Annotated in this window: 18 protein-coding genes; 11 read left to right on the forward strand and 7 right to left on the reverse strand. The window is 67.1% G+C overall.

Annotation, left to right across the window (positions count from 1 at the left end; translation table 11 throughout):
• Positions 1 to 18: 18 nt before the first annotated feature.
• The 9 genes from rbfA (at position 19) to gyrA (ending at position 10,457) form a co-directional block, all read left to right on the forward strand.
• A complete protein-coding gene (rbfA, locus tag AC3WRN_RS05135) occupies positions 19 to 402 on the forward strand; it encodes a 30S ribosome-binding factor RbfA (RefSeq protein ID WP_492622163.1) in 384 nt (127 codons plus the stop codon).
• 28 nt (positions 403 to 430) lie between these two features.
• The gene (gene truB / locus AC3WRN_RS05140) at positions 431 to 1,357 is read left to right on the forward strand and encodes a tRNA pseudouridine(55) synthase TruB (protein WP_492622164.1); all 927 of its coding nucleotides are present in this window, start codon (positions 431 to 433) and stop codon (positions 1,355 to 1,357) included.
• Between the two features lie 166 nt (positions 1,358 to 1,523).
• Complete coding sequence (rpsO, locus tag AC3WRN_RS05145) at positions 1,524 to 1,793, forward strand: 30S ribosomal protein S15 (protein ID WP_007513234.1); 270 nt, start codon at positions 1,524 to 1,526, stop codon at positions 1,791 to 1,793.
• Positions 1,794 to 1,935: 142 nt separating this feature from the next.
• Positions 1,936 to 4,041, forward strand: a complete 2,106-nt coding sequence (gene pnp / locus AC3WRN_RS05150) for a polyribonucleotide nucleotidyltransferase (RefSeq protein WP_068091028.1) — start codon at positions 1,936 to 1,938, stop codon at positions 4,039 to 4,041.
• A gap of 123 nt (positions 4,042 to 4,164) precedes the next feature.
• Positions 4,165 to 5,157, forward strand: a complete 993-nt coding sequence (locus tag AC3WRN_RS05155) for a poly(R)-hydroxyalkanoic acid synthase subunit PhaE (protein ID WP_492622165.1) — start codon at positions 4,165 to 4,167, stop codon at positions 5,155 to 5,157.
• Positions 5,158 to 5,168: 11 nt separating this feature from the next.
• A complete protein-coding gene (locus AC3WRN_RS05160) occupies positions 5,169 to 6,236 on the forward strand; it encodes a class III poly(R)-hydroxyalkanoic acid synthase subunit PhaC (RefSeq protein WP_068091024.1) in 1,068 nt (355 codons plus the stop codon).
• Positions 6,237 to 6,288: 52 nt separating this feature from the next.
• Positions 6,289 to 7,305, forward strand: a complete 1,017-nt coding sequence (mtnA, locus tag AC3WRN_RS05165) for an S-methyl-5-thioribose-1-phosphate isomerase (RefSeq protein WP_492622166.1) — start codon at positions 6,289 to 6,291, stop codon at positions 7,303 to 7,305.
• Complete coding sequence (locus AC3WRN_RS05170; protein ID WP_492622167.1) at positions 7,302 to 7,715, forward strand: GtrA family protein; 414 nt, start codon at positions 7,302 to 7,304, stop codon at positions 7,713 to 7,715. Before mtnA ends, AC3WRN_RS05170 begins: the two co-directional genes overlap by 4 nt.
• Positions 7,716 to 7,853: 138 nt before the next feature.
• Complete coding sequence (gene gyrA / locus AC3WRN_RS05175; RefSeq protein WP_492622168.1) at positions 7,854 to 10,457, forward strand: DNA gyrase subunit A; 2,604 nt, start codon at positions 7,854 to 7,856, stop codon at positions 10,455 to 10,457.
• A gap of 47 nt (positions 10,458 to 10,504) precedes the next feature.
• On the opposite strand, the gene AC3WRN_RS05180 is transcribed toward gyrA, so the two are convergent.
• Complete coding sequence (locus AC3WRN_RS05180) at positions 10,505 to 10,987, reverse strand: peroxiredoxin (protein ID WP_492622169.1); 483 nt, start codon at positions 10,985 to 10,987, stop codon at positions 10,505 to 10,507.
• A 143-nt stretch (positions 10,988 to 11,130) separates the two neighbouring features.
• Between AC3WRN_RS05180 and AC3WRN_RS05185 the strand changes: the two genes are divergently transcribed.
• Positions 11,131 to 11,589 (forward strand): Hsp20/alpha crystallin family protein, encoded by a 459-nt coding sequence (locus tag AC3WRN_RS05185; protein WP_492622170.1) that lies wholly within the window; start codon positions 11,131 to 11,133, stop codon positions 11,587 to 11,589.
• A 95-nt stretch (positions 11,590 to 11,684) separates the two neighbouring features.
• Positions 11,685 to 12,578, forward strand: coding sequence for a DnaJ C-terminal domain-containing protein (locus AC3WRN_RS05190; protein WP_492622171.1), 894 nt, complete (start codon positions 11,685 to 11,687; stop codon positions 12,576 to 12,578).
• A 69-nt stretch (positions 12,579 to 12,647) separates the two neighbouring features.
• Here the strand turns inward: AC3WRN_RS05190 and pilH are convergent, their stop codons facing one another.
• The 6 genes from pilH to AC3WRN_RS05220 form a co-directional block, all read right to left on the reverse strand.
• Positions 12,648 to 13,013, reverse strand: a complete 366-nt coding sequence (gene pilH / locus AC3WRN_RS05195) for a twitching motility response regulator PilH (protein WP_008435575.1) — start codon at positions 13,011 to 13,013, stop codon at positions 12,648 to 12,650.
• Between the two features lie 69 nt (positions 13,014 to 13,082).
• On the reverse strand, positions 13,083 to 14,081 hold the full coding sequence (locus tag AC3WRN_RS05200) for a YhdH/YhfP family quinone oxidoreductase (RefSeq protein WP_068091011.1): 999 nt from the start codon (positions 14,079 to 14,081) through the stop codon (positions 13,083 to 13,085).
• Between the two features lie 22 nt (positions 14,082 to 14,103).
• Positions 14,104 to 14,700, reverse strand: a complete 597-nt coding sequence (locus AC3WRN_RS05205; RefSeq protein ID WP_492622172.1) for an LOG family protein — start codon at positions 14,698 to 14,700, stop codon at positions 14,104 to 14,106.
• A 162-nt stretch (positions 14,701 to 14,862) separates the two neighbouring features.
• Positions 14,863 to 16,287, reverse strand: coding sequence for a dihydrolipoyl dehydrogenase (gene lpdA, locus AC3WRN_RS05210; protein ID WP_492622173.1), 1,425 nt, complete (start codon positions 16,285 to 16,287; stop codon positions 14,863 to 14,865).
• Between the two features lie 163 nt (positions 16,288 to 16,450).
• Positions 16,451 to 17,662, reverse strand: a complete 1,212-nt coding sequence (gene odhB, locus AC3WRN_RS05215; protein WP_492622174.1) for a 2-oxoglutarate dehydrogenase complex dihydrolipoyllysine-residue succinyltransferase — start codon at positions 17,660 to 17,662, stop codon at positions 16,451 to 16,453.
• A gap of 80 nt (positions 17,663 to 17,742) precedes the next feature.
• Entirely contained in the window at positions 17,743 to 20,583 is a 2,841-nt protein-coding gene (locus AC3WRN_RS05220; RefSeq protein ID WP_492622175.1) for a 2-oxoglutarate dehydrogenase E1 component, read from the reverse strand.
• Between the last annotated feature and the right edge of the window lie 107 nt (positions 20,584 to 20,690).

Here is a 20,690-nt window from a genome sequence, read left to right on the forward strand (position 1 = left end):
ACTACTCAGGTTTTTTTCATGCCCTCCCGCGATTTCAAACGTACCGACCGCATTGGTGCCGAACTGCGCCGCGAGCTGGGCTTGCTGGTGCATGCGGCCGTGCGCGACCACGGCTTGCCGTCGACCAGCGTGTGCGACGTGGAAATCACCCGTGACCTGGACTGGGCCACGGTGTGGGTGACCACCATGCTTCCCGAGCAGGGGTTGCCGGCGGTGAAGGCGCTCAACGAGATGAGCCACGAGATCCGCCACGCGCTGGCGCACAGCGGCATGCGCATGCGGCGGGTGCCGGAGCTGAAATTCAAGTACGACGATTCGGTCGACAAGGGCGAGCGCATCGAGTCGCTGCTGCGCCAGCAGGCGCGGGACCTGGCGTCGCCGGACGGCGGCAAGCAGGGTTGAACCGCAGCCATTGGGCATCGCCGAGCCGATGAGCCGTCCGCCGCGCATCCAGTTCCGTGATCTGCACGGCATCGTGCTGCTCGACAAGCCGCTGGGCCTGAGCTCCAACCAGGCGCTGCAGGCCGTACGCCGGCTGCTGCGCGCGTCCAAGGGCGGCCATACCGGCGCGCTCGATCCGCTGGCCACTGGTCTGCTGCCGCTGTGCTTCGGCGAGGCGACCAAGCTGGCCGGCAGCCTGCTGGGGGCACGCAAGGCCTATCTGGCCGAGTGCCGGCTCGGCCTCACCACGGATACGGCCGACAGCGAGGGCGAGTTCGTTCAGCAACGCCCGCTGCCGCCGCTCGATGCTGCCGCGATCGAGGCGGCGCTGGCCAGATTGCGCGGCCGCATCCTGCAGGTGCCGCCGATGTATTCCGCGCTGAAGCGGGGCGGCGAACGGCTGTATGCCAAGGCGCGGCGCGGCGAAACCGTCGAGGTGGCGCCGCGTGAAGTGGATGTGTACCGGCTGGAGTTGCTGGCGCGCACCGATGACACGCTGCAGCTGCTGGTGGAGTGCGGTTCGGGCACCTACGTCCGTTCGCTGGCGGTGGACCTGGGCGAGGATCTGGGCTGCGGCGCCCACCTGACCGCGCTGCGCCGGATCTGGGTCGAACCGTTCCGCGAGCCGCGGATGGTGACCCTGGCGCAGCTGGAGCAGGCGGCGGAGCAGGGCGACGAGGCCTTGCTGGCATGGCTGCTGCCGGTCTCGGCCGGCCTGTCCGATTTGCCGGTATTGCGGCTCGATGAGACGCAGAGCATGGCGATCTCGCGCGGCCAGCAGATTGCCCTGCCGGGCCTGCCGGAAGCCGGGCGCTGCGTGGCGTACGCCAGCGATGGCGCGTTGCTGGCGCTGTTGGAACCCGACACCGAGGGGCGTGCCCGCATCCTGCGCGGCTTCAACCTTCCGCCGGATTGACGAATTCGCAAGGTTTGCCCGCGCCGCACTTGTTGTAACACCGCTCCCATCAGTAGAATAGACAAGTTATTTCAACGCTTTCATTCAACTAGGCGAAGCTTGCGCTTGCGTCCTCGCGAGGACGCAAGCGCAAGCTTCGCATCGCCTTCCAAGGAAACGCATATCCATGTCCCTTACCGCAGAACAGACCGGCAAGATCATTGCTGATTTCGGCCGCGTGCCGAACGACACCGGTTCGACCGAAGTCCAGGTGGCGCTGCTGTCCGCCCGCATCGACCATCTCACCGGCCACTTCAAGGAACACAAGCAGGACCATCACTCCCGCCGTGGCCTGCTGAAGCTGGTCAACCAGCGCAAGCGCCTGCTCAGCTATCTGAAGGATCGCGATCTTGCGCGCTATCAGACCCTGATCGAACGCCTCGGCCTGCGTCGGTGATTCCTGCGTTCGTCCACGAACGCGAGAATCAAGGAGCGGCCACCCGTGGCCGCACTAATTCAGCCATTGCGTTCGTCATTGAACGCGAAGATCAAGAGGCGGCCATCCATGGCCGCACTCTTCAAAAAGGCAGGAAATCAACGTGGCAAAAGTAACCAAGTCATTCCAGTACGGTAACCACCAAGTCACACTGGAGACGGGCGAAATTGCCCGCCAGGCGTCTGGTGCGGTGATGGTCAGCATGGGAGGTACGGTGGTGCTGGTCACCGCCGTGGCCGCCGCCAAGCAGAAGGAAGGCCAGGATTTCTTCCCGCTTACCGTCGACTACGTGGAGAAGTTCTACTCCGCCGGCCGCATTCCCGGCGGCTTCTTCAAGCGCGAAGGCCGCCCGACCGAGAAGGAGACGCTGACCTCGCGCCTGATCGACCGCCCGGTGCGCCCGCTGTTCCCCGACGATTTCAAGAACGAAGTGCAGGTGATCGCCCAGGTCGTTTCGCTCGACCCGGAGATCGACGGCGACATCCCCGCGCTGCTCGGTGCCTCCGCCGCGCTGAGCCTGGCCGGGATCCCCTTCAAGGGCCCGATCGGCGCTGCCCGTGTCGGCTACGCGAACGGCCAGTACCTGTTGAATCCGTCGGCCACCGAGCTGAAGACCTCCCAGCTGGACCTGGTCGTCGCAGGCACCGCCGGCGCCGTGCTGATGGTGGAATCCGAAGCCCATCTGCTGTCCGAGGACGTGATGCTCGGCGCGGTGATGTTCGGCCACCGGCAGATGCAGGCCGCGATCCGCGCGATCGCCGAGCTGGCCACCGAGGCCAGCCGCCCGTCGCTGGACTGGCAGGCGCCGGCCCGCAACGAGTCGCTGGTCGCCGCGCTCAAGGGCGCCGTCGGCAACAAGCTGGCCGAAGCGTTCCAGGTGCGCGACAAGCTGCAGCGCCGCGACGCGATCGCCGCGATCAAGGCTGACGTGCTGGAGTCGCTGAAGGCGCAGGCCGAAGCGAATGCCTGGTCGTCCGGCGAGCTGGCCAAGGAATTCGGCGAGCTCGAATACCACACCCTGCGCGACAGCGTGCTGAAGACCAAGGTGCGCATCGACGGCCGCCAGCTGGATGACGTGCGTGCGATCACCGCCCGCGTCGGCGTGCTGCCGCGCACCCACGGCTCGGCGCTGTTCACCCGCGGCGAGACGCAGGCGCTGGTCGTCGTCACCCTGGGCACCACGCGCGACGCGCAGATCATCGACGCGCCCGTCGGCGAGTCGAAGGATCCGTTCCTGTTCCACTACAACTTCCCGCCGTTCTCGGTGGGCGAGGCCGGCCGCTTCGGTGCGCCGAAGCGCCGCGAGATCGGCCATGGCCGCCTCGCCAAGCGTGGCGTGCAGGCGGTCAAGCCGACAATCGAGGAGTTCCCGTACGTGCTGCGCGTGGTCTCGGAGATCACCGAGTCCAACGGCTCCTCGTCGATGGCCTCGGTGTGCGGCTCCTCGCTGGCGATGATGGATGCCGGCGTGCCGCTGAAGGCACCGGTGGCCGGCATTGCGATGGGCCTGGTCAAGGAAGGCGAGGACTTCGTCGTGCTGTCCGACATCCTGGGCGACGAGGACCACCTCGGCGACATGGATTTCAAGGTGGCCGGCAGTGCCGAAGGCATCTCCGCGCTGCAGATGGACATCAAGATCGACGGCATCACCGAGGAGATCATGAAGGTGGCGCTGGCCCAGGCCAAGCGCGGCCGCCTGCACATCCTCGGCGAGATGAACAAGGCGATCAGCACCGCCCGTGCGGAAATGAGCGAGTACGCCCCGCGCCTGATCACCATCAAGATCCATCCGGACAAGATCCGCGAAGTGATCGGCAAGGGCGGCGCCACCATCCGCTCGATCACCGAGGAGACCGGCACCACGATCGACATCAGCGACGACGGCACCATCATCGTCGGCTCGGTCAACCGCGAGGCGGGCGAAGCGGCGCGCAAGCGCATCGAGCAGATCGTTTCCGACGTCGAGCCGGGCCGCATCTACGAAGGCAAGGTCGCCAAGCTGATGGATTTCGGCGCGTTCGTCACGATCATGCCGGGCAAGGACGGTCTGGTGCACGTGTCGCAGATTTCCGACGAGCGCGTGGAGAAGGTCTCCGACAAGCTGAAGGAAGGCGACATCGTCAAGGTCAAGGTGCTCGAAGTGGACAAGCAGGGCCGCATCCGCCTGTCGATGAAGGCGGTGACCGAAGAAGAGCGCGCCGGCGTCTGAGTTTCCGGACAAGGCGATTCCACGAGGCCCGGCCCATGCCGGGCCTCGTGCGTTTTGGCGCCGATGATTTTGTGCAACGGGCTTTTGCTAGGATGCCGTGGAACCTTGCGCGAGGATGCACCGATGACCGACCCGGCCAATGATTTCATCAGGGACTACCAGGCGCTGGCGCAGCAGTCGTGGGATGCCTGGGCGCGCCAGTTCCAGCCGCAGCCCGCGGCGAATCCGTTCGCCCCGCCGCCGGCACCGGTTGCCGGCAACGACATGCTGGAGCGCACGCTGGCCGGCCTGAAGGGATACTTCGACTGGATGCAGGCGGCCGCTGCCGGCGGCACCGCCGCGCAGCCGGGCAGCGACTGGCGCCAGCAGCTGCAGCAGATGTTCGGCGGTGCCAGCCAGCCGTTCGCGCAGGCGTTCGGCGGCATCGACAGCGCCGGCGCGGAAGGCTTCGCGCGGCAGTGGCAGTCCTGGCTGCAGGCGGCCCGGCCCGGCGGCTTCGGCGACCTGCCGGGCGCGCATGGGCCGATCCCGGCGTTCGGCCTGAACCGCGAGCAGCAGATGCAGCAGCAGGCCCTGACCACGGCGTTGCGGGAAGCGATGCAGGCTTCTGCCCGGTACCAGGAACTGATCCAGCGCGCCAACACGCAAGGCATGCAACGCCTGCAGGACAAGCTGGCCCGGCATGCCGAGCCGGGCCGCCAGATCGATTCGCTGAAGGGGCTGTACGACCTCTGGGTGGACGCTTCGGAAGAAGCCTATGCCGAGATCGCGCTGTCCGACGAGTTCCGCGAGGTCTACGGCGAGATGGTCAATGCGCAGATGCACGTGCGCAAACTGCAGCAACAGCAGACCGAGCAGCTCTGCCAGCAGCTCGGCGTGCCGACGCGCAGCGAAGTGTCCAGCCTCGGCGAACGATTGCAGGCCATGCGCCGCGAGCTGGCGGCGCTGAAGCGCCAGCTCGCCGAGAATCGGGCAGCGGTACCCGCAGTGAGCAAGGCCGCGCCGGCCAGGCCCGCGGTGGCGGCGAAGAAGGCGCCGGCCAAAGCGGCGCGCAAGCCGGCCGCTGCGTCCGGCCACAGCCCGCGCCAGCGCCAGCACCAGCGCCAGCGCCAGTAAGGAGACCCGCGATGCAAACGCCATTGCGCATCGACCCGGCCAGGATGCTGGCCGACATCGCCACGTTCCAGCGCAAGCTCGCCGCCGGCATGGGCCACTTGCGCGACATGCGCGAGCCCGAGTACGCGAACACCCCGCGCGAGCTGGTCTACAGCGAGGACAAGCTGAAGGTATGGCACTTCACCGGCCACGGCAGGGCGACCGCGAAGACTCCGCTGCTGATCGTCTACGCGCTGGTCAACACGGTGTGGATGACCGACCTGCAGGCCGACCGCTCGATGGTGCGCAACCTGCTGGCGCAAGGCGAGGACGTCTACCTGATCGATTGGGGCTATCCCGACGGCGCCGATCGCTGGCTGACACTGGACGACTACCTCAACGGCTACCTCGACCGCTGCGTGGATGCGGTGCGCGAGCGCCACGGGCTGGAGGCGATCAACCTGCTCGGCATCTGCCAGGGCGGCGCGTTCTCGCTGTGCTACACCGCGCTGCACCCGGGCAAGGTGAAGAACCTGGTCACCATGGTCACCCCGGTGGATTTCCACACGCCGGACAACATGCTGTCGAGCTGGTGCCGCAACATGGACGTGGACCTGTTCGTCGACGCCATGGGCAACATCCCGGCCGGGCTGATGAACTACGTCTACCTCACGCTCAAGCCGCTGCGGCTGAACCAGCAGAAGTACATCGGCCTGGTCGACATCCTCGACAACCCGGTCGAACTGGAGAACTTCCTGCGCATGGAACGCTGGATCTTCGACTCGCCGGACCAGGCCGGCGAAGCGTTCCGCCAGTTCATCAAGGATTTCTACCAGGGCAACAAGCTGGTCAAGGGCACGCTGGAGATCGGCGGCCAGACGGTTGATCTGGGCATGATCACCCAGCCGGTGCTGAACATTTTCGCCGAGCAGGATCACCTGGTGCCGCCGGACGCGTCGCGCGCGCTGGGCAAGCACGTCGGCAGCACCGACTACACCCAGCTGGCGTTCAAGGGCGGCCACATCGGCATCTACGTGTCGGGCCGCGCACAGCGCGAGGTGCCGCCGGCGATCCACCAGTGGCTGCGCCAGCGCGACTGAACCGTCCTCGCCTGCCGTGTGAAATACGCACGCGGCAGGCGATAATGGACGGATGACCGCATCCACCGACACCCACGATTCCATCCGCGCCGTGCAGTGGCAGGGCGATCACCTGCGCCTGCTCGACCAGCGCCTGCTGCCCGGCGAGGAACGCTGGATCGACTGCCGTGACGCGGCGCAGGTCACCCAGGCGATCCGCGACCTGGCGGTGCGCGGCGCCCCGGCGATCGGCATTGCCGCCGCGTGGGGCGTGGCGATGGCGGCGCAGCAGGGCGTGCCGCTGGAGCCGGTACTGGCCACGTTGCGCGCCGCGCGTCCCACCGCGGTGAACCTGATGTGGGCGCTGGACCGGATGAAGCGGCGCATCGCGGCCGGTGCCGATGCCGGCGCGCTGCTGCGCGAGGCGCAGGCGATCCAGGACGAGGACCTGGCGGCGAACCGGCGGATGGGCGAGCTGGGCGCCGGCCTGATTTCATCCGGTTCGGGCGTGTTGACCCATTGCAATACCGGCTCGCTGGCCACCGCCGGCTATGGCACCGCGCTGGGCGTGATCCGCGCCGGCGTGGCGGCGGTGCGGATCGCGCGGGTCTACGCCGGCGAAACCCGGCCGTGGCAGCAAGGCGCGCGGCTGACCATGTGGGAGCTGGTGCGCGACGGTATCCCGGCCCGGCTGATCGCCGATTCCGCCGCCGCGCACCTGATGAAATCCGGCGCGGTGCAGTGGGTGATCGTGGGCGCCGACCGGATCGCCGCGAACGGCGATACCGCGAACAAGATCGGCACCTACCAGCTGGCGATCGCGGCGAAGTACCACGGCGTGAAATTCATGGTGGTGGCGCCATCCTCCACCGTCGACATGGCCACCGGCAGCGGCGAGGAAATCGAGATCGAGCTGCGCGACCCCGCCGAGTTGCTCAACGCCGCCGGCCGCCGCGTCGTGGTCGAGGGCGCGCAGGCCTGGAACCCGGTGTTCGACGTGACGCCGGCGGAGCTGATCGACGCCATCGTGACCGAGCGCGGCGTGATCGAGCGGCCGAACAGCCTGGCGATGCAGGCCATGTTCGGATGATGAAACTCTCGCGCGAGGTCGCGCTGTTCGCCGTCGGCGGCGTGCTGGGGTTGCTGGTCGACGCCGGGATCGTGCAGGCACTGGTCGGCTGGGCGTGCTGGAATCCCTATCTTGCCCGCGTGCTGTCGTTCCTGGTCGCAGCAACGGTCACCTGGTGGTGGAACCGCCGCTACACCTTTGCCGCACGCAGCAGTGAGCGCGCGGCACATGCCGAATGGCTGCACTGGCTGGGGCTGATGAGCCTTGGCGCGGTGGTCAATTACGGGGTTTACGCCCTGCTGCTGGCGGGCTTCCCGCTGCTGCAGCGCTGGCCGGCACCGGCCGCCGCGGCCGGTTCCGCCGTGGCCGCACTGATCAATTTTTCGACAGCACGCGGGATGCTTTTCAAGTCCACCAGGACGTTATCTTAAGTCATTGATTTATATTGACTAAATACTGCCGTTTTGACGTCGTTCGTGCTATACTCCACAGGTTGATTTCGGGTCGCTTGCGCATGCGCTTGAGGCGCGGTGCCAGCGTCCTTTTTTCGTTATCAGGGAAGCCGATTCATGGCAGAACTCGCCAAAGAAGTGATTCGCGTCAACATCGAAGACGAGATGCGCCAGAGCTACCTCGATTACGCCATGAGCGTGATCGTGGGCCGCGCCCTCCCGGATGTCCGTGACGGTCTGAAACCCGTGCATCGCCGCGTGCTGTTCGCGATGAACGAACTCGGCAACGTATGGAACAAGCCGTACAAGAAGTCGGCCCGCGTGGTCGGTGACGTGATCGGTAAATACCATCCGCACGGTGACCAGTCGGTGTATGACGCCATCGTGCGCATGGCGCAGCCGTTCTCGCTGCGTTACCTGATGGTCGACGGCCAGGGCAACTTCGGTTCGGTCGACGGCGACAGCGCCGCCGCGATGCGATACACCGAGGTGCGCATGTCGCGGCTCACCCACGAGCTGCTGGCCGACATCGACAAGGAAACCGTCGACTTCGGCCCGAACTACGACGAGAGCGAGCAGGAGCCGCTGGTGCTGCCCACCCGCGTGCCGAACCTGCTGGTGAACGGCTCGGCCGGCATCGCGGTGGGCATGGCCACCAACATCCCGCCGCACAACCTCAACGAGGTGATCGCGGCGGCCATCGCGCTGATCGACGAGCCTTCGCTCTCGATCGACGACCTGATGCACTACATCCCGGGGCCGGATTTTCCGACCTGGGGCATCATCAACGGCTCCTCCGGCATCGTCGAGGCGTACCGCACCGGCCGCGGCCGCATCTTGGTACGCGCCAAGGCGGAGATCGAGACCGAGCCGAACGGCCGCGAGACGATCATCGTCCACGAGCTGCCGTACCAGGTGAACAAGGCGCGGCTGATCGAGAAGATCGCCGAGCTGGTCAAGGAAAAGAAGCTCGAGGGCATCAGCGAGCTGCGCGACGAGTCCGACAAGGACGGCATGCGCGTCGTCATCGAGATCCGCAAGGACGCGATGGGCGACGTGGTGCTGAACAACCTGTTCCAGCAGACCCAACTGCAGGTGACGTTCGGCATCAACATGGTGGCGCTGTTGGATGGCCAGCCGAAGCTGCTGAACCTGAAGGACATCCTTGAGGCGTTCATCCGCCATCGGCGCGAGGTGGTCACCCGCCGCACCATCTTCGAACTGCGCAAGGCGCGAGCCCGCGCGCATATCCTCGAAGGCCTGACCGTCGCGCTGGCCAACATCGACGAGATGATCGAGCTGATCAAGACCTCGGCCTCGCCGGCCGAGGCGCGCGAGCGCATGCTGGCGCGCAAGTGGCAGCCGGGCATGGTCGGCGCGCTGCTCTCCGCTGCCGGCGCCGGTGCCTCGCGCCCGGAGGACATGGACCCGCGCGACGGCCTCAAGGCCGACGGCTACCAGTTGTCCGACGTGCAGGCGCAGGAAATCCTGGCGATGCGCCTGCACCGCCTGACCGGGCTGGAGCAGGAGAAGCTTTCCGACGAGTACCGGCAGATCCTGGAAACCATCCGCGGCCTGATCGAGATCCTGGAAAACCCGAACCGCCTGCTCGAGGTGATCCGCGAGGAACTGGAGGTGATCAAGGCCGAGTTCGGCGACGCCCGCCGCACCGAGATCCAGCATTCGCAGGAGGACCTCAATGTCCTCGACCTGATCGCGCCGGAAGACGTCGTGGTCACGTTGTCGCATACCGGCTACGTCAAGCGCCAGCCGGCCAGCACGTACCGTGCGCAGAAGCGTGGCGGCAAGGGTCGTTCGGCGTCGGCGCTGAAGGACGAGGATTTCGTCGAGCAGCTGTGGGTGGTCAACACGCACGACACCCTGCTCACCTTCACCAGCACCGGCCGCGTCTACTGGCTCAAGGTCTACCAGATGCCGGACGCCGGCCCCGGCGCGCGCGGCAAGCCGATCATCAACCTGCTGCCGCTGGCCGCCGGCGAGAAGGTGCAGGCGGTGCTGCCGGTGCGCGAATACACCGACGACCGCTACGTGTTCTTCGCGACGAAGCACGGCACGGTCAAGAAGACCCCGCTCACCGAGTTCGCCTACCAGCTGCAGAAGGGCAAGCAGGCGATCAAGCTCGACGAGGGCGACGCGCTGGTCAACGTGGAACTCACCGACGGCAACAGCGACATCCTGCTGTTCGCTTCCAACGGCAAGGTCAACCGCTTCGACGAGGACACCGTGCGCTCGATGGGCCGCACCGCCACCGGCGTGCGCGGCATGCGGCTGGCCGAAGGCGCGCAGGTCGTTTCGCTGATCGTGGCTGCCGAAGGTGACATCCTCACCGCCACCGAACGCGGCTACGGCAAGCGTACCCAGCTCGACGAGTTCCCGAAGAAGGGCCGCGGCACCCAGGGCGTGATCGGCATCCAGTGCTCCGAGCGCAATGGCGCACTGGTGGCCGCGGTGCAGGTCACCGAGGCGCACGAGCTGATGCTGATCTCCAACCAGGGCACCCTGGTGCGTACCCGCGTGGCGGAAGTCTCGCAGCTCGGCCGCAACACCCAGGGCGTCACCCTGATCCGCCTGCCCGCCGACGAGACCCTGGTCAGCGTGGTACGGCTGGAAGCGGACGAGGACAACGGCGAGGAGGCCGAATCCGCCGATATGCCGGGACCGGCCGATGACGGCGGCTCCCCGGCACAGGCCGGCGAGTAGGCCCGCGGCAAGCTGAGAAAAACCCCGGTCATGCCGGGGTTTTTCCTTTAGCGGCCGATCGCCGCCAGCATCGCCTCGGCGCTGGAGACCCGCAGTTCGCCGGGCGCCTCGACCTGCAGCAGGCGCACCACGCCGTCTTCCGCGTACAGCGCAAAACGCCGCGCGCGCAGGCCCATGCCGAAGGCGGTGCCGTCCAGTTCCAGGCCCAGCGCGCGGGTGAAGCTGGCGTTGCCGTCGGCCAGCATCAGCAGGCCTGGAGGAACCTGCTGGGCGCGGGCCCAGGCCTGCATCACGTAGGCATCGTTGACCGCCAGGCACATCACCTTCACCCCGGCTTCGTGGAAGTCGGCGTAGCGTTGCGCGTAGCCGGGGAGATGCCGGCTGGAACAGGTCGGCGTGAAGGCGCCGGGGACGGCGAACAGCACCACGCGGTTTGCGGCAAACAGTTCGCCGGTGCGGCAGGGGCGGATCTCCTCGCCGACCGCCGACAGCTCGACATCCGGCAGCGACTGGCCGATCTGGATGGTCATGGCGATAGTTTCCTCCGTTGGCGGCCCCGCCATGCTAGCGCCACGGGATGAGGCTTGTCGCCTTGAATCGGGAGCCATGAAAACCCACTTCCTGGACAGGCGGCGTCGAGCCGCAAAATCCCTATCGACGAGGAGATACGAGCATGAATCTGAGTCGCAATTTTCCGTGGAGCCCGGCCAACATGGCCAATATCGGCGACATCCGCGAGGCTTTCGACCGCCTGCTCGGCAACCCGGCCGAGGCGGACCAGTCCAACGTGGTGACCAGCCAGTGGGCGCCGCGGGTGGACATCAAGGAAGAGGACAAGCGCTTCGTGATCTACGCCGACATTCCGGGCGTGGATCCGGAGGAGATCGAGGTGAGCATGGAGAAGGGCATCCTTACCATCAAGGGCGAACGCACCGTGGAGAACCGCGAGCAGAACGGCAAGTTCACCCGGCTGGAGCGTTCGCACGGCCTGTTCTACCGCCGCTTTGCGCTGCCCGACAGTGCCGATGCCGACGGCGTCACCGCGCATGGCAAGGATGGCGTGCTGGAGATCGTCATTCCAAAGAAGGCGGAGACCACGCCGCGCCGCATCACCATCAATACCGGCAGCTGAGACACCCCGCGAGTATTGCGGAGGCGACCTGCCGCGGACAATGATCCGCGGCAGGTCGTCGCGTGTGGAAGGGATCGAATCGGCGGGAGTGGTGCGTGGAATTCAAAGACTATTACGAGATTTTGGGTGTGAAGCCCGATGCGAGCGAGGCCGAGATCAAGGCGGCGTATCGCAAGCTGGCGCGCAAGTACCACCCCGACAAGAACAAGGAGGCCGGTGCCGAGGAGAAATTCAAGGCGGTCAACGAGGCCAACGAAGTGCTCAGGGATGCGGAGAAGCGGCGTTCCTACGACCAGCTGCGCGCCGGCGGCTACCGGCAGGGCGAGCAGTTCCGGCCGCCGCCCGGCTGGCAGGGCCAGCAGGGTTTCGGCGGCGGTGACGACGGCGACTTCAGCGATTTCTTCGAGAGCCTGTTCGGCCGCGCCGGCGGCGGCCACCGCGGCCAGCCGCGGCCGCGACGCGGCCAGGATGTGCAGGCTTCGGTGCAGATCGACCTGCAGACCGCGTTCGACGGCGGCCGCACGCGGCTGGCGATGCAGGATCCGGCCGGTGGCGAGCGCGTGCTGGAGGTGAAGATTCCCGCCGGGATCCAGCCGGGACAGGTGATCCGCCTGTCCGGCCAGGGTCGCAGCGGCGCCGCCGGCGGACCGAACGGCGACCTGCTGCTGGAGGTGGGCATCCGTGACGATGCGCGTTTCCGTCTGGACGGCCACAACGTGGTGCACGTGTTGCCGATCGCCCCGTGGGAAGCGGCGCTGGGCGCTACCGTGCCGGTGCCGACCCTGGCCGGCACGGTCGACCTGCGCATCCCGGCGGGCTCGCAATCGGGCCGCAAGCTGCGCCTGAAGGGGCGCGGCATGCCGGGCGCGCATCCGGGCGACCAGCTGGTGGAGCTGTCGATTCGCACGCCACCGGCCGACAGCGACAAGCAGCGCGCCACCTACGAGGCGCTGCATGAGGCGTTCAAGGGTTTCGATCCGCGCCATTGAGCCGGCGGATCGCACGAATGAAAACGGCGCCCGTGGGCGCCGTTTTCGCAGAAGCCGGTGCGGCGGGGATCAGCCGGGCAGGAATTCCTGCAGCGCCTTGAGCAGTTCCTCTTCCTTGATCGGCTTGGTCACGTAGGCCTTGGCGCCCTGGCGCATGCCCCAGACCCGGTCGGTTTCCTGATCCTTGGTGGTCACCAGGATGATCGGGATATGCGCGGTCTCGGCATTCTTGCTGATCGTGCGGGTGGCCTGGAAACCGTTGAGGTTGGGCATCACCACGTCCATCAGGATCAGGTCGGGCTTCTCCGCCTTGGCCACTTCCACGCCGGCGGCACCGTCCTCGGCGGAAAGGGTCTCATGCCCGAGTTTTTCGACGATCCGCTTGATGCCAAGCAGTTGCGACGGGGAGTCGTCGACGATCAGGATGCGTGCCATAAGGTGATAATCCCCTGCGAGTTTCGATAATTCTAAGCCGTGGCGATGGTACTTCCAAGCACGGTTTCGTCAAACCGTGTTGCCGATGCGCACCACGGTGCGGCCGAAGGAATCACCGGCGAGCATACGCGCAAACACGCCGGGCAATTCGTCGAGGCCGGTTTCACGGGCGGCGATACGGTCGAGGTGCCGCGGCTTCCAGTCGCCGGCGAGCTGCCGCCAGACCCTGTCGCGGAGATCGCGCGCGGTGCCGGCCGAGGCGATGCCGAGCAGGCTCACGCCGCGGATGATGAACGGCATCACCGTGCTGTCGAAGGCGACGCCGCCGGCGTTGCCGCAGATCGCCACGTTGCCGTACGGGCTGACCAGCGGCAGCAGGCCGCCGAGCATGCTGCCGCCGACGTTGTCCAGCGCGCCGCCGAAGCGGGCGGAGTCCATCGGCTTGCCGCTGAAGGCGAGCTGGTGGCGGTCGACGCACTCGCTGGCGCCGAGGCCGCGCAGGAAATCGAAGTGGTCGGCCTTGCCGCTGATCGCATGTACCTCGTAGCCGGCGCGGCTGAAGATGTCGATTGCCAGCATGCCGACGCCGCCGCTGGCGCCGGTTACCGCGACCGGGCCCAGCGCGGGCGTCTGCCGGTTGTCCTGCATGCGCAGCAGCGCCAGTGCCGCGGTGAAGCCGGCGGTGCCGATGATCATGCTTTCGCGCAGGTCCAGGCCGGCCGGCAGCGGGATCGTCCAGCGTGCGTCGAGGCGCGCGTATTCGCCGTAGCCGCCGTCGCGCGTCTCGGACAGGCCGCTGCCGGTGCACAGCACCGCGTCGCCTTCCCTGAAGGCGGGATCGGTCGAGGCGACCACGTGGCCGGCAGCGTCGATGCCGCCGTTCAGCGGGTAATTGCGCAGGATCCGGCCCTTGCCGGTGCCGGCCAGCGCATCCTTGTAGTTGACCGAGGAGTACGCCACCTTGACCAGCACTTCGCCGGGCGAGAGCGCGTCGGTGCCCATGGCCTCGATGCCGGCGCGGTAGCCGGCGTCGTCGTTGTGGATGCGGAACGCGCGGAAGCTGGTCATCTCGATGTCCCTCGGCAGCCGTTCAGGCGCTGACGCTGCTGGTGTCGATCCACTTGGGGATGTAGCTGCCCTGGTAGGTCTGCATCCAGTCGAACAGGGTGGCTATCTCGCCGCCGAACCAGATGCTGTCGCGCTGCTCGGGGCGCACGAAGCGCTCGTCGACCATGTGCTCCATCATCGTGCGCAGGTCGCGGTAGTAGCCGCGCACGTCGAGGAAGGCGCAGGGGTAGCGGTGCAGGCCGAGCTGGGCCCAGGTCAGCATCTCGAACATCTCGTCCATCGTGCCGAAGCCGCCGGGCAGGGCGACGAAGGCATCGGACAGTTCGTACATGCGCGTCTTGCGCTGGTGCATGGTCTCGACCACCACCAGCTCGCTCAGGCCCGGATGCGCCACCTCGAGTTCCACCAGCTGGCGCGGAATCACGCCGATCACCCTGCCGCCACCGGCGAGCACCGCATCGGCCACCACGCCCATCAGGCCGACCTTGCCGCCGCCATAGACCAGCGCGATGCCGCGCCGGGCCATTTCCGTGCCGAAGGCGCGCGCCTGTTCGGCGTACTCGGGATGCCGGCCGCTGCTGGAGCCGCAGTAGACGCAGATGGCGGTGGGTTGGGGCATGCGGATTCCGTTGAAACGCGTTTTCGTAGGAGCCCGCTTGCGGGCGATGCTCTTGGTTGGGATCAGAGCAGAAGCATCGCCCGCAAGCGGGCTCCTACAGCAGACGAAACGGCCCGCCCATGTCGCCACGAGCGGGCCGTGTTGGTGTGGTGCCCCCGGCGATCAATTGCCCTTGTGGATGGCGCGCTTGTCGACCGACAACGCGGCCTCGTGCACGGCCTCGGACAGGGTCGGGTGGGCATGGACGATGCGCGCCAGGTCCTCGGACGAGCCCTTGAACTCCATCGCCACCACGCACTCGGCGATCAGCTCGGAGACGCCCGGGCCGACCATGTGCACGCCGAGGATGCGGTCGGTTTCGGCGTGGGCGAGCATCTTCACCTGGCCTACGGCCTCGTTCATCGCGACGGCGCGGCCGATGGCGGCGAACGGAAAAGTGCCGACCTTGTACGGGATGCCGGCGTCCTTCAGTTCCTTCTCGGTCTTGCCGGCCCAGGCGATTTCCGGCTCGGTGTAGATCACCCACGGCACGGTGTCGAGGTTGACGTGGCCGGCCTTGCCGGCGATCCACTCGGCCACCGCCACGCCTTCCTCGGAGCCCTTGTGCGCCAGCATCGGGCCGCGCACCGCGTCGCCGATCGCCCACACGCCGTCGACGCCGGTGTGGTTGTGCTCGTCGACCACGATGCGGCCGCGCTCGTCCAGCTTCACGCCGGTGTCGTCGGCCAGCAGGCCGGCGGTGTAGGCACGGCGGCCCACGGCCACCAGCAGCTTGTCGACGACGAGCTGCTGCTCGCCATCCTTGTCGGTATAGGTGAGGTGCACGCCATCCTTCTTCACCTCGGCCTTGTTGAGCTTGGCGTTGAGCTTGATGGTCAGGCCCTGCTTGGCAAATTCCTTGGCAGCGATCTTGGCCACGTCGGCATCGGCCACCGAGAGGAACTCCGGCAGCGCCTCGATGATGGTGACTTCGGCACCCAGGCGCTTCCACACGCTGCCCAGTTCCAGGCCGATCACGCCCGCACCGATCACGCCCAGGCGCTTCGGCACTTCGGTGAAGTCCAGCGCGCCGGCGTTGTCGACGATCGCCTTGCCGTCGAATTTCGCGAACGGCAGCTCGATCGGCACCGAGCCGGAAGCGAGGATGACGTTGGTCGCACTGATCGTCTGCTTGGCGCCATCGGCACCAGTGATCTCGACGTTGTTGCCCTTGAGCAGCTTGCCGGTACCGAAGTACGGCGTGATCTTGTTCGCCTTGAACAGCTGCGCCACGCCGCCGGTGAACTGCTTGACGATCTTGTCCTTGCGGCCGACGAAGGTGGGCACGTCGATCTTCGCGTTGTCGGCGGTGATGCCGTGCACACCGAAGTTGTGCGTGAGGTTGTGGAACTGGCGCGAGGAATCGAGCAGCGCCTTGGACGGGATGCAGCCCACGTTGAGGCAGGTGCCGCCGAGTGCCTGCTTGCCGTCTTTGCCGGCGAACGCGTCGACGCAGGCCGTCTTCAGGCCCAGCTGCGCGGCGCGGATCGCGGCCACATAGCCGGCCGGGCCGGCGCCGATGACGATGACGTCGAATTTGTCGCTCATGAAAATCTTCCTTTTCGGCGAGTCAGTTCACTCGCGGATGTAGCGGAGGTGGGCATCAAGACTGAAAACGCAACACTTGAAAACGATGCATCCACAAAATTCAGACAGAGAGCCTCGTTGCCGATCTGCCTTGATCGCCGAGGCGATCAAGGCAGGACGGCGATTAGAGGCCGAGCAACATGCGCTGCGGGTTCTCCAACTGGTTCTTGATGTCGACCAGGAACAGCACCGCGTCCTTGCCGTCGATGATGCGGTGGTCGTAGCTGAGCGCGATGTACATCATCGGCGCGGCGATGATCTGGCCGTTCTCGACGATGGGGCGCTCCTTGATCGTGTGCATGCCGAGGATCGCGCTCTGCGGCGGGTTGACGATCGGGGTGGAGAGCAGCGAGCCGAAGGTGCCGCCGTTGGTGATGGTGAACGTGCCGCCCTGCAGGTCGTCCAGCGACAGCTTGTTCGCGCGCGCCTTGGCGGCGTAGTCGGCGATGCCCTGCTCGACGTCGGCGAAGCTCATGTCCTGCACGTCGCGCAGCACCGGCGTGACCAGGCCCTTGTCGGTGGACACAGCGATCGAGATGTCCTGGTAGCCGTGGTAGACCACGTCGTTGCCGTCGACCGACGCGTTGACGAACGGATAGCGCTTCAGTGCCTCGGCGGCGGCCTTGACGAAGAAGCTCATGAAGCCGAGCTTGATGCCGTGTTCCTTTTGGAACGCGTCGCCCAGCGCCTTGCGCATCTTCACCACTTCGGCGAGGTTCACCTCGTTGAACGAGGTGAGCATGGCGATCGAGTTCTTCGACTGCATCAGGCGCTCGGCGATGCGCGCGCGCATGCGGGTCATCGGCACGCGCTCTTCCGGACGCGCGCCCGGGGTCGGCTTCGCGGCGGGTACGGCGGCGGCCGGGGCGCTGCCGCCCTTGCCGTAGTTGACCAGGTCTTCCTTGGTCACGCGGCCGTCGCGGCCGGTGCCGGCGACCTTGGACGGGTCGATCTTCTCTTCGGTGGCCACGCGCAGGCCGGCCGGGGAAAGATCCTCGGTGCCCTTGGCGGCGGCCTTCGGCGCGGCCGGCGCGGGAGCCGCAGCAACGGGCGCAGGCGCGGGTGCCGCCGCCGCGGGGGCCGGGGCGGTGGCCACGGCACCGGCCTCGATGATCGCGATCACCTGCTCGCTGTTCACCGTGTCGCCGACCTGGTGCCTGATTTCCTTCAGCACGCCGTCGACCGGCGAGGGCACCTCAAGCACCACCTTGTCGGTTTCGAGGTCGACCAGGTTCTCGTCGCGCTTCACCGCGTCGCCGGCCTTCTTGTGCCAGGTGGCGATGGTGGCATCGGAGACGGACTCAGGCAGGACGGGGACTTTGAGTTCGATGGACATAACGGGCCCTTAGGTGGGCACTCATCCGTGAGTGCGAAGATCAAAAAGCGGCCATCCGTGGCCGCACTATTCGAAGGAGCTTACTCCGCGGAGTGGTCGGTGCCGACCGGGGCGACCAGCGCCTGTTCGACGAGTGCCGCCTGTTCGGCGACATGGGTGTTGTGGTGGCCGGCGGCCGGCGCCGGCGAGCGCGCGCGCCCCGCGTAGGAGAGGCTGTGCTTGGCTCCGATGCAGGCCTGCAGGTGGTGGCGGATCTGGAACCAGGCGCCCTGGTTCATCGGCTCTTCCTGGCACCAGATCACTTCCTTGGCGGAAGGGTACTTGTCCAGCTCGGCGCCGACCTCGGCGCGCGGGAACGGGTACAGCTGCTCGACGCGCACGATCGCCACGTCGGCCAGTCCGCGCTTCTCGGCTTCCTCCAGCAGGTCGTAGTAGACCTTGCCGGAGCACAGCACCACGCGCTTGACCTTCTTGGCGGCCAGCTCGCGATGCTCGCCGATCACCAGCTGGAAGCTGCCGTCGGCCAGCTCGTCCAGCGTGGACACCGCCAGCTTGTGGCGCAGCAGCGACTTCGGCGTCATCACGATCAGCGGCTTGCGCACCGGGCGCAGCATCTGCCGGCGGATCATGTGGAAATCCTGCGCCGGCGTGGTCGGCACGCAGACCTGCATGTTGTCCATCGCGCACAGCTGCAGGAAGCGCTCGAGGCGGGCGGAGGAGTGCTCCGGGCCCTGGCCTTCGTAGCCGTGCGGCAGCAGCAGCACCAGACCGCACAGGCGGTTCCACTTCGCCTCGCCGGAGCTGATGAACTGGTCGATCACCACCTGCGCGCCGTTGGCGAAGTCGCCGAACTGGGCCTCCCAGATGTTGAGCGTGTCGGGGTCGGTGGTGGAATGGCCGTACTCGAACGCCATCACCGCCTCTTCGCTGAGCAGCGAGTCGATCACCTCGACGTCGGCGCCGGCGCGCACGCTGGCCAGCGGCATCCAAGTGTGGCCGTCCTTCTGGTCGTGCAGCACCGCATGGCGGTGGAAGAACGTGCCGCGGCCGGAATCCTGGCCGACCAGGCGCATGTCGTAGCCGCCGTCGACGAGGGTGGCGTAGGCGAGGTTCTCGGCAAAGCCCCAGTCGGCCGGCAGCTCGCCCGCAGCCATCTTGCGGCGGTCTTCGTAGATCTTCGCCACGCGGGCCTGCAGGGTGAGGCCGGCGGGCAGGGCGAGGATCTTGCCGGCCAGCTCCAGCAGCTTCTGCTTCGGCACCGTGGTGTCGGTCGGCATCGACAGCTTGCCGCCGAGGAAGCGGGCCCAGTCGACGTGGCCGTCGCGCACCGGCGCCGGATCCAGCTCGGTCATCGGCGCGCCCGCTTCCAGCCGCTGGCGGTAGGCGTCGAACTGCTTCGCGGCCTCGCCCTCGGCCAGCACGCCTTCCTTCACCAGCTGCTGCTGGTACAGGTCGCGCGCGGTCGGGCGCTTGCGGATGATCTGGTACATCACCGGCTGCGTGGCGGCCGGCTCGTCGGCCTCGTTATGGCCGTGGCGGCGGTAGCAGACCAGGTCGATCACCACGTCCTTGCGGAACGTCTTGCGGAACTCGTAGGCAAGCCGGGTCACCAGGATCACCGCCTCCGGGTCGTCGCCGTTCACGTGCAGCACCGGCGCGTTGACCATCTTGGCCAGGTCGGTGCAGTACATGGTGGAACGGGCGTCCTGCGGATTGGAGGTGGTGAAGCCGACCTGGTTGTTGATGACGACGTGCAGGCTGCCGCCGATCCTGAAGCCGCGCGCCTGCGACATGTTGAACAGTTCCATGTTCACGCCCTGGCCGGCCAGCGCGGCGTCGCCGTGGATCAGCACGGCCATCGACTGCGTGTGCGCGGTGTCGCGGCGGCGGGTCTGGCGCGCGTGCACCGAGCCGGTCACCACCGGGTTGACGATCTCCAGGTGCGAGGGGTTGAACGCCAGCGCCACGTGCACGCCGCCCTTGGGCGTCTTGACGTCGGCGGAAAAGCCCATGTGGTACTTCACGTCGCCGGAGTGGGCCGGATCGTCGGGGTGATCGAATCTGCCCTCGAACTCGTCGAACAGGGTCTTCGGCGGCTTGCCCAGGATGTTGACCAGCACGTTGAGGCGGCCGCGGTGGGCCATGCCGATCACCAGCTCCTTGATGCCGTTGTCGCCGGCGGCGCGCACCACGTCGTCGAGCATCGGGATCAGGCTGTCGCCGCCTTCCAGCGAGAAGCGCTTCTGGCCCACATATTTCGTGTGGAGGTAGCGCTCCAGGCCCTCGGCGGCGGTGAGGCCGTCCAGCACGCGCTGCTTGCCGGCCTTGTCCAGGCCGCTCCGGCCGGTGGCCTGCTCGAGCCGGCTGTAGATCCAGTTGCGCTGCTCGTGGTTGCTGATGTGCATGAACTCGGCGCCGATCGTGCTGGCGTAGGTCTTCTGCAGGCGGCCCAGCAGCTCGCGCAGTTTCAGGCGCTGGCCGCCGCCGGCGTAGTTGCCGGTGTCGAATTCGGTATCGAGGTCGGCGTCGGAGAGGCCATGGAAGGCGAGGCCGAGGTCCGGCGCGGGCATCTTCTCGGTCAGGCCGAGCGGGTCGAGGTTGGCGGCGAGGTGGCCGCGCGAGCGGTAGGCGGTGAGCAGGCGCAGCACGCCGGCCTGCTTGCGCGCGTGCTCGTCGCTCACCGGCGCGGCGGCGACGCCGTTGTGGCGCTGCTTCTGCGCGGCTTCGATGCGCGCGATGGCCGCGGCGTGGGAGACATCCCCCGATTCGCGGCCCTTGAAGGAGGCAAAGTAGCTGGCCCATTCGGCCGGTACCGACGAGGCGTCGGCCAGCCAGGCGTCATACAGAGATTCGACGTAATCGGCGTTGCCGCCAGCGAGTTGGGAGGATTCGAAGAACTCGCGGATCAGGTTTGTAGTCACGTCACCACCGGCAGGGAAGGGATGCTTGCAGCCATCCGTGTGACCTTTGAAGTCGCGGTTTCCGTCCGGTTTTCAAGCCCGGCAGACCGCTCGTACGGATGACTGGG

The sequence above is a fragment of the Rhodanobacter sp. FW101-FHT13A11 genome, assembly GCF_058790335.1.

Coding starts and splice junctions, on each gene's coding strand:
- rbfA (WP_492622163.1), top strand. CDS start 19: ATGCCCTCCCGCGATTTCAAACGTACCGACCGCATTGGTGCCGAACTG.
- truB (WP_492622164.1), top strand. CDS start 431: ATGAGCCGTCCGCCGCGCATCCAGTTCCGTGATCTGCACGGCATCGTG.
- rpsO (WP_007513234.1), top strand. CDS start 1,524: ATGTCCCTTACCGCAGAACAGACCGGCAAGATCATTGCTGATTTCGGC.
- AC3WRN_RS05155 (WP_492622165.1), top strand. CDS start 4,165: ATGACCGACCCGGCCAATGATTTCATCAGGGACTACCAGGCGCTGGCG.
- AC3WRN_RS05160 (WP_068091024.1), top strand. CDS start 5,169: ATGCAAACGCCATTGCGCATCGACCCGGCCAGGATGCTGGCCGACATC.
- mtnA (WP_492622166.1), top strand. CDS start 6,289: ATGACCGCATCCACCGACACCCACGATTCCATCCGCGCCGTGCAGTGG.
- AC3WRN_RS05170 (WP_492622167.1), top strand. CDS start 7,302: ATGATGAAACTCTCGCGCGAGGTCGCGCTGTTCGCCGTCGGCGGCGTG.
- gyrA (WP_492622168.1), top strand. CDS start 7,854: ATGGCAGAACTCGCCAAAGAAGTGATTCGCGTCAACATCGAAGACGAG.
- AC3WRN_RS05180 (WP_492622169.1), bottom strand. CDS start 10,987: ATGACCATCCAGATCGGCCAGTCGCTGCCGGATGTCGAGCTGTCGGCG.
- AC3WRN_RS05185 (WP_492622170.1), top strand. CDS start 11,131: ATGAATCTGAGTCGCAATTTTCCGTGGAGCCCGGCCAACATGGCCAAT.
- pilH (WP_008435575.1), bottom strand. CDS start 13,013: ATGGCACGCATCCTGATCGTCGACGACTCCCCGTCGCAACTGCTTGGC.
- AC3WRN_RS05200 (WP_068091011.1), bottom strand. CDS start 14,081: ATGACCAGCTTCCGCGCGTTCCGCATCCACAACGACGACGCCGGCTAC.
- AC3WRN_RS05205 (WP_492622172.1), bottom strand. CDS start 14,700: ATGCCCCAACCCACCGCCATCTGCGTCTACTGCGGCTCCAGCAGCGGC.
- lpdA (WP_492622173.1), bottom strand. CDS start 16,287: ATGAGCGACAAATTCGACGTCATCGTCATCGGCGCCGGCCCGGCCGGC.
- odhB (WP_492622174.1), bottom strand. CDS start 17,662: ATGTCCATCGAACTCAAAGTCCCCGTCCTGCCTGAGTCCGTCTCCGAT.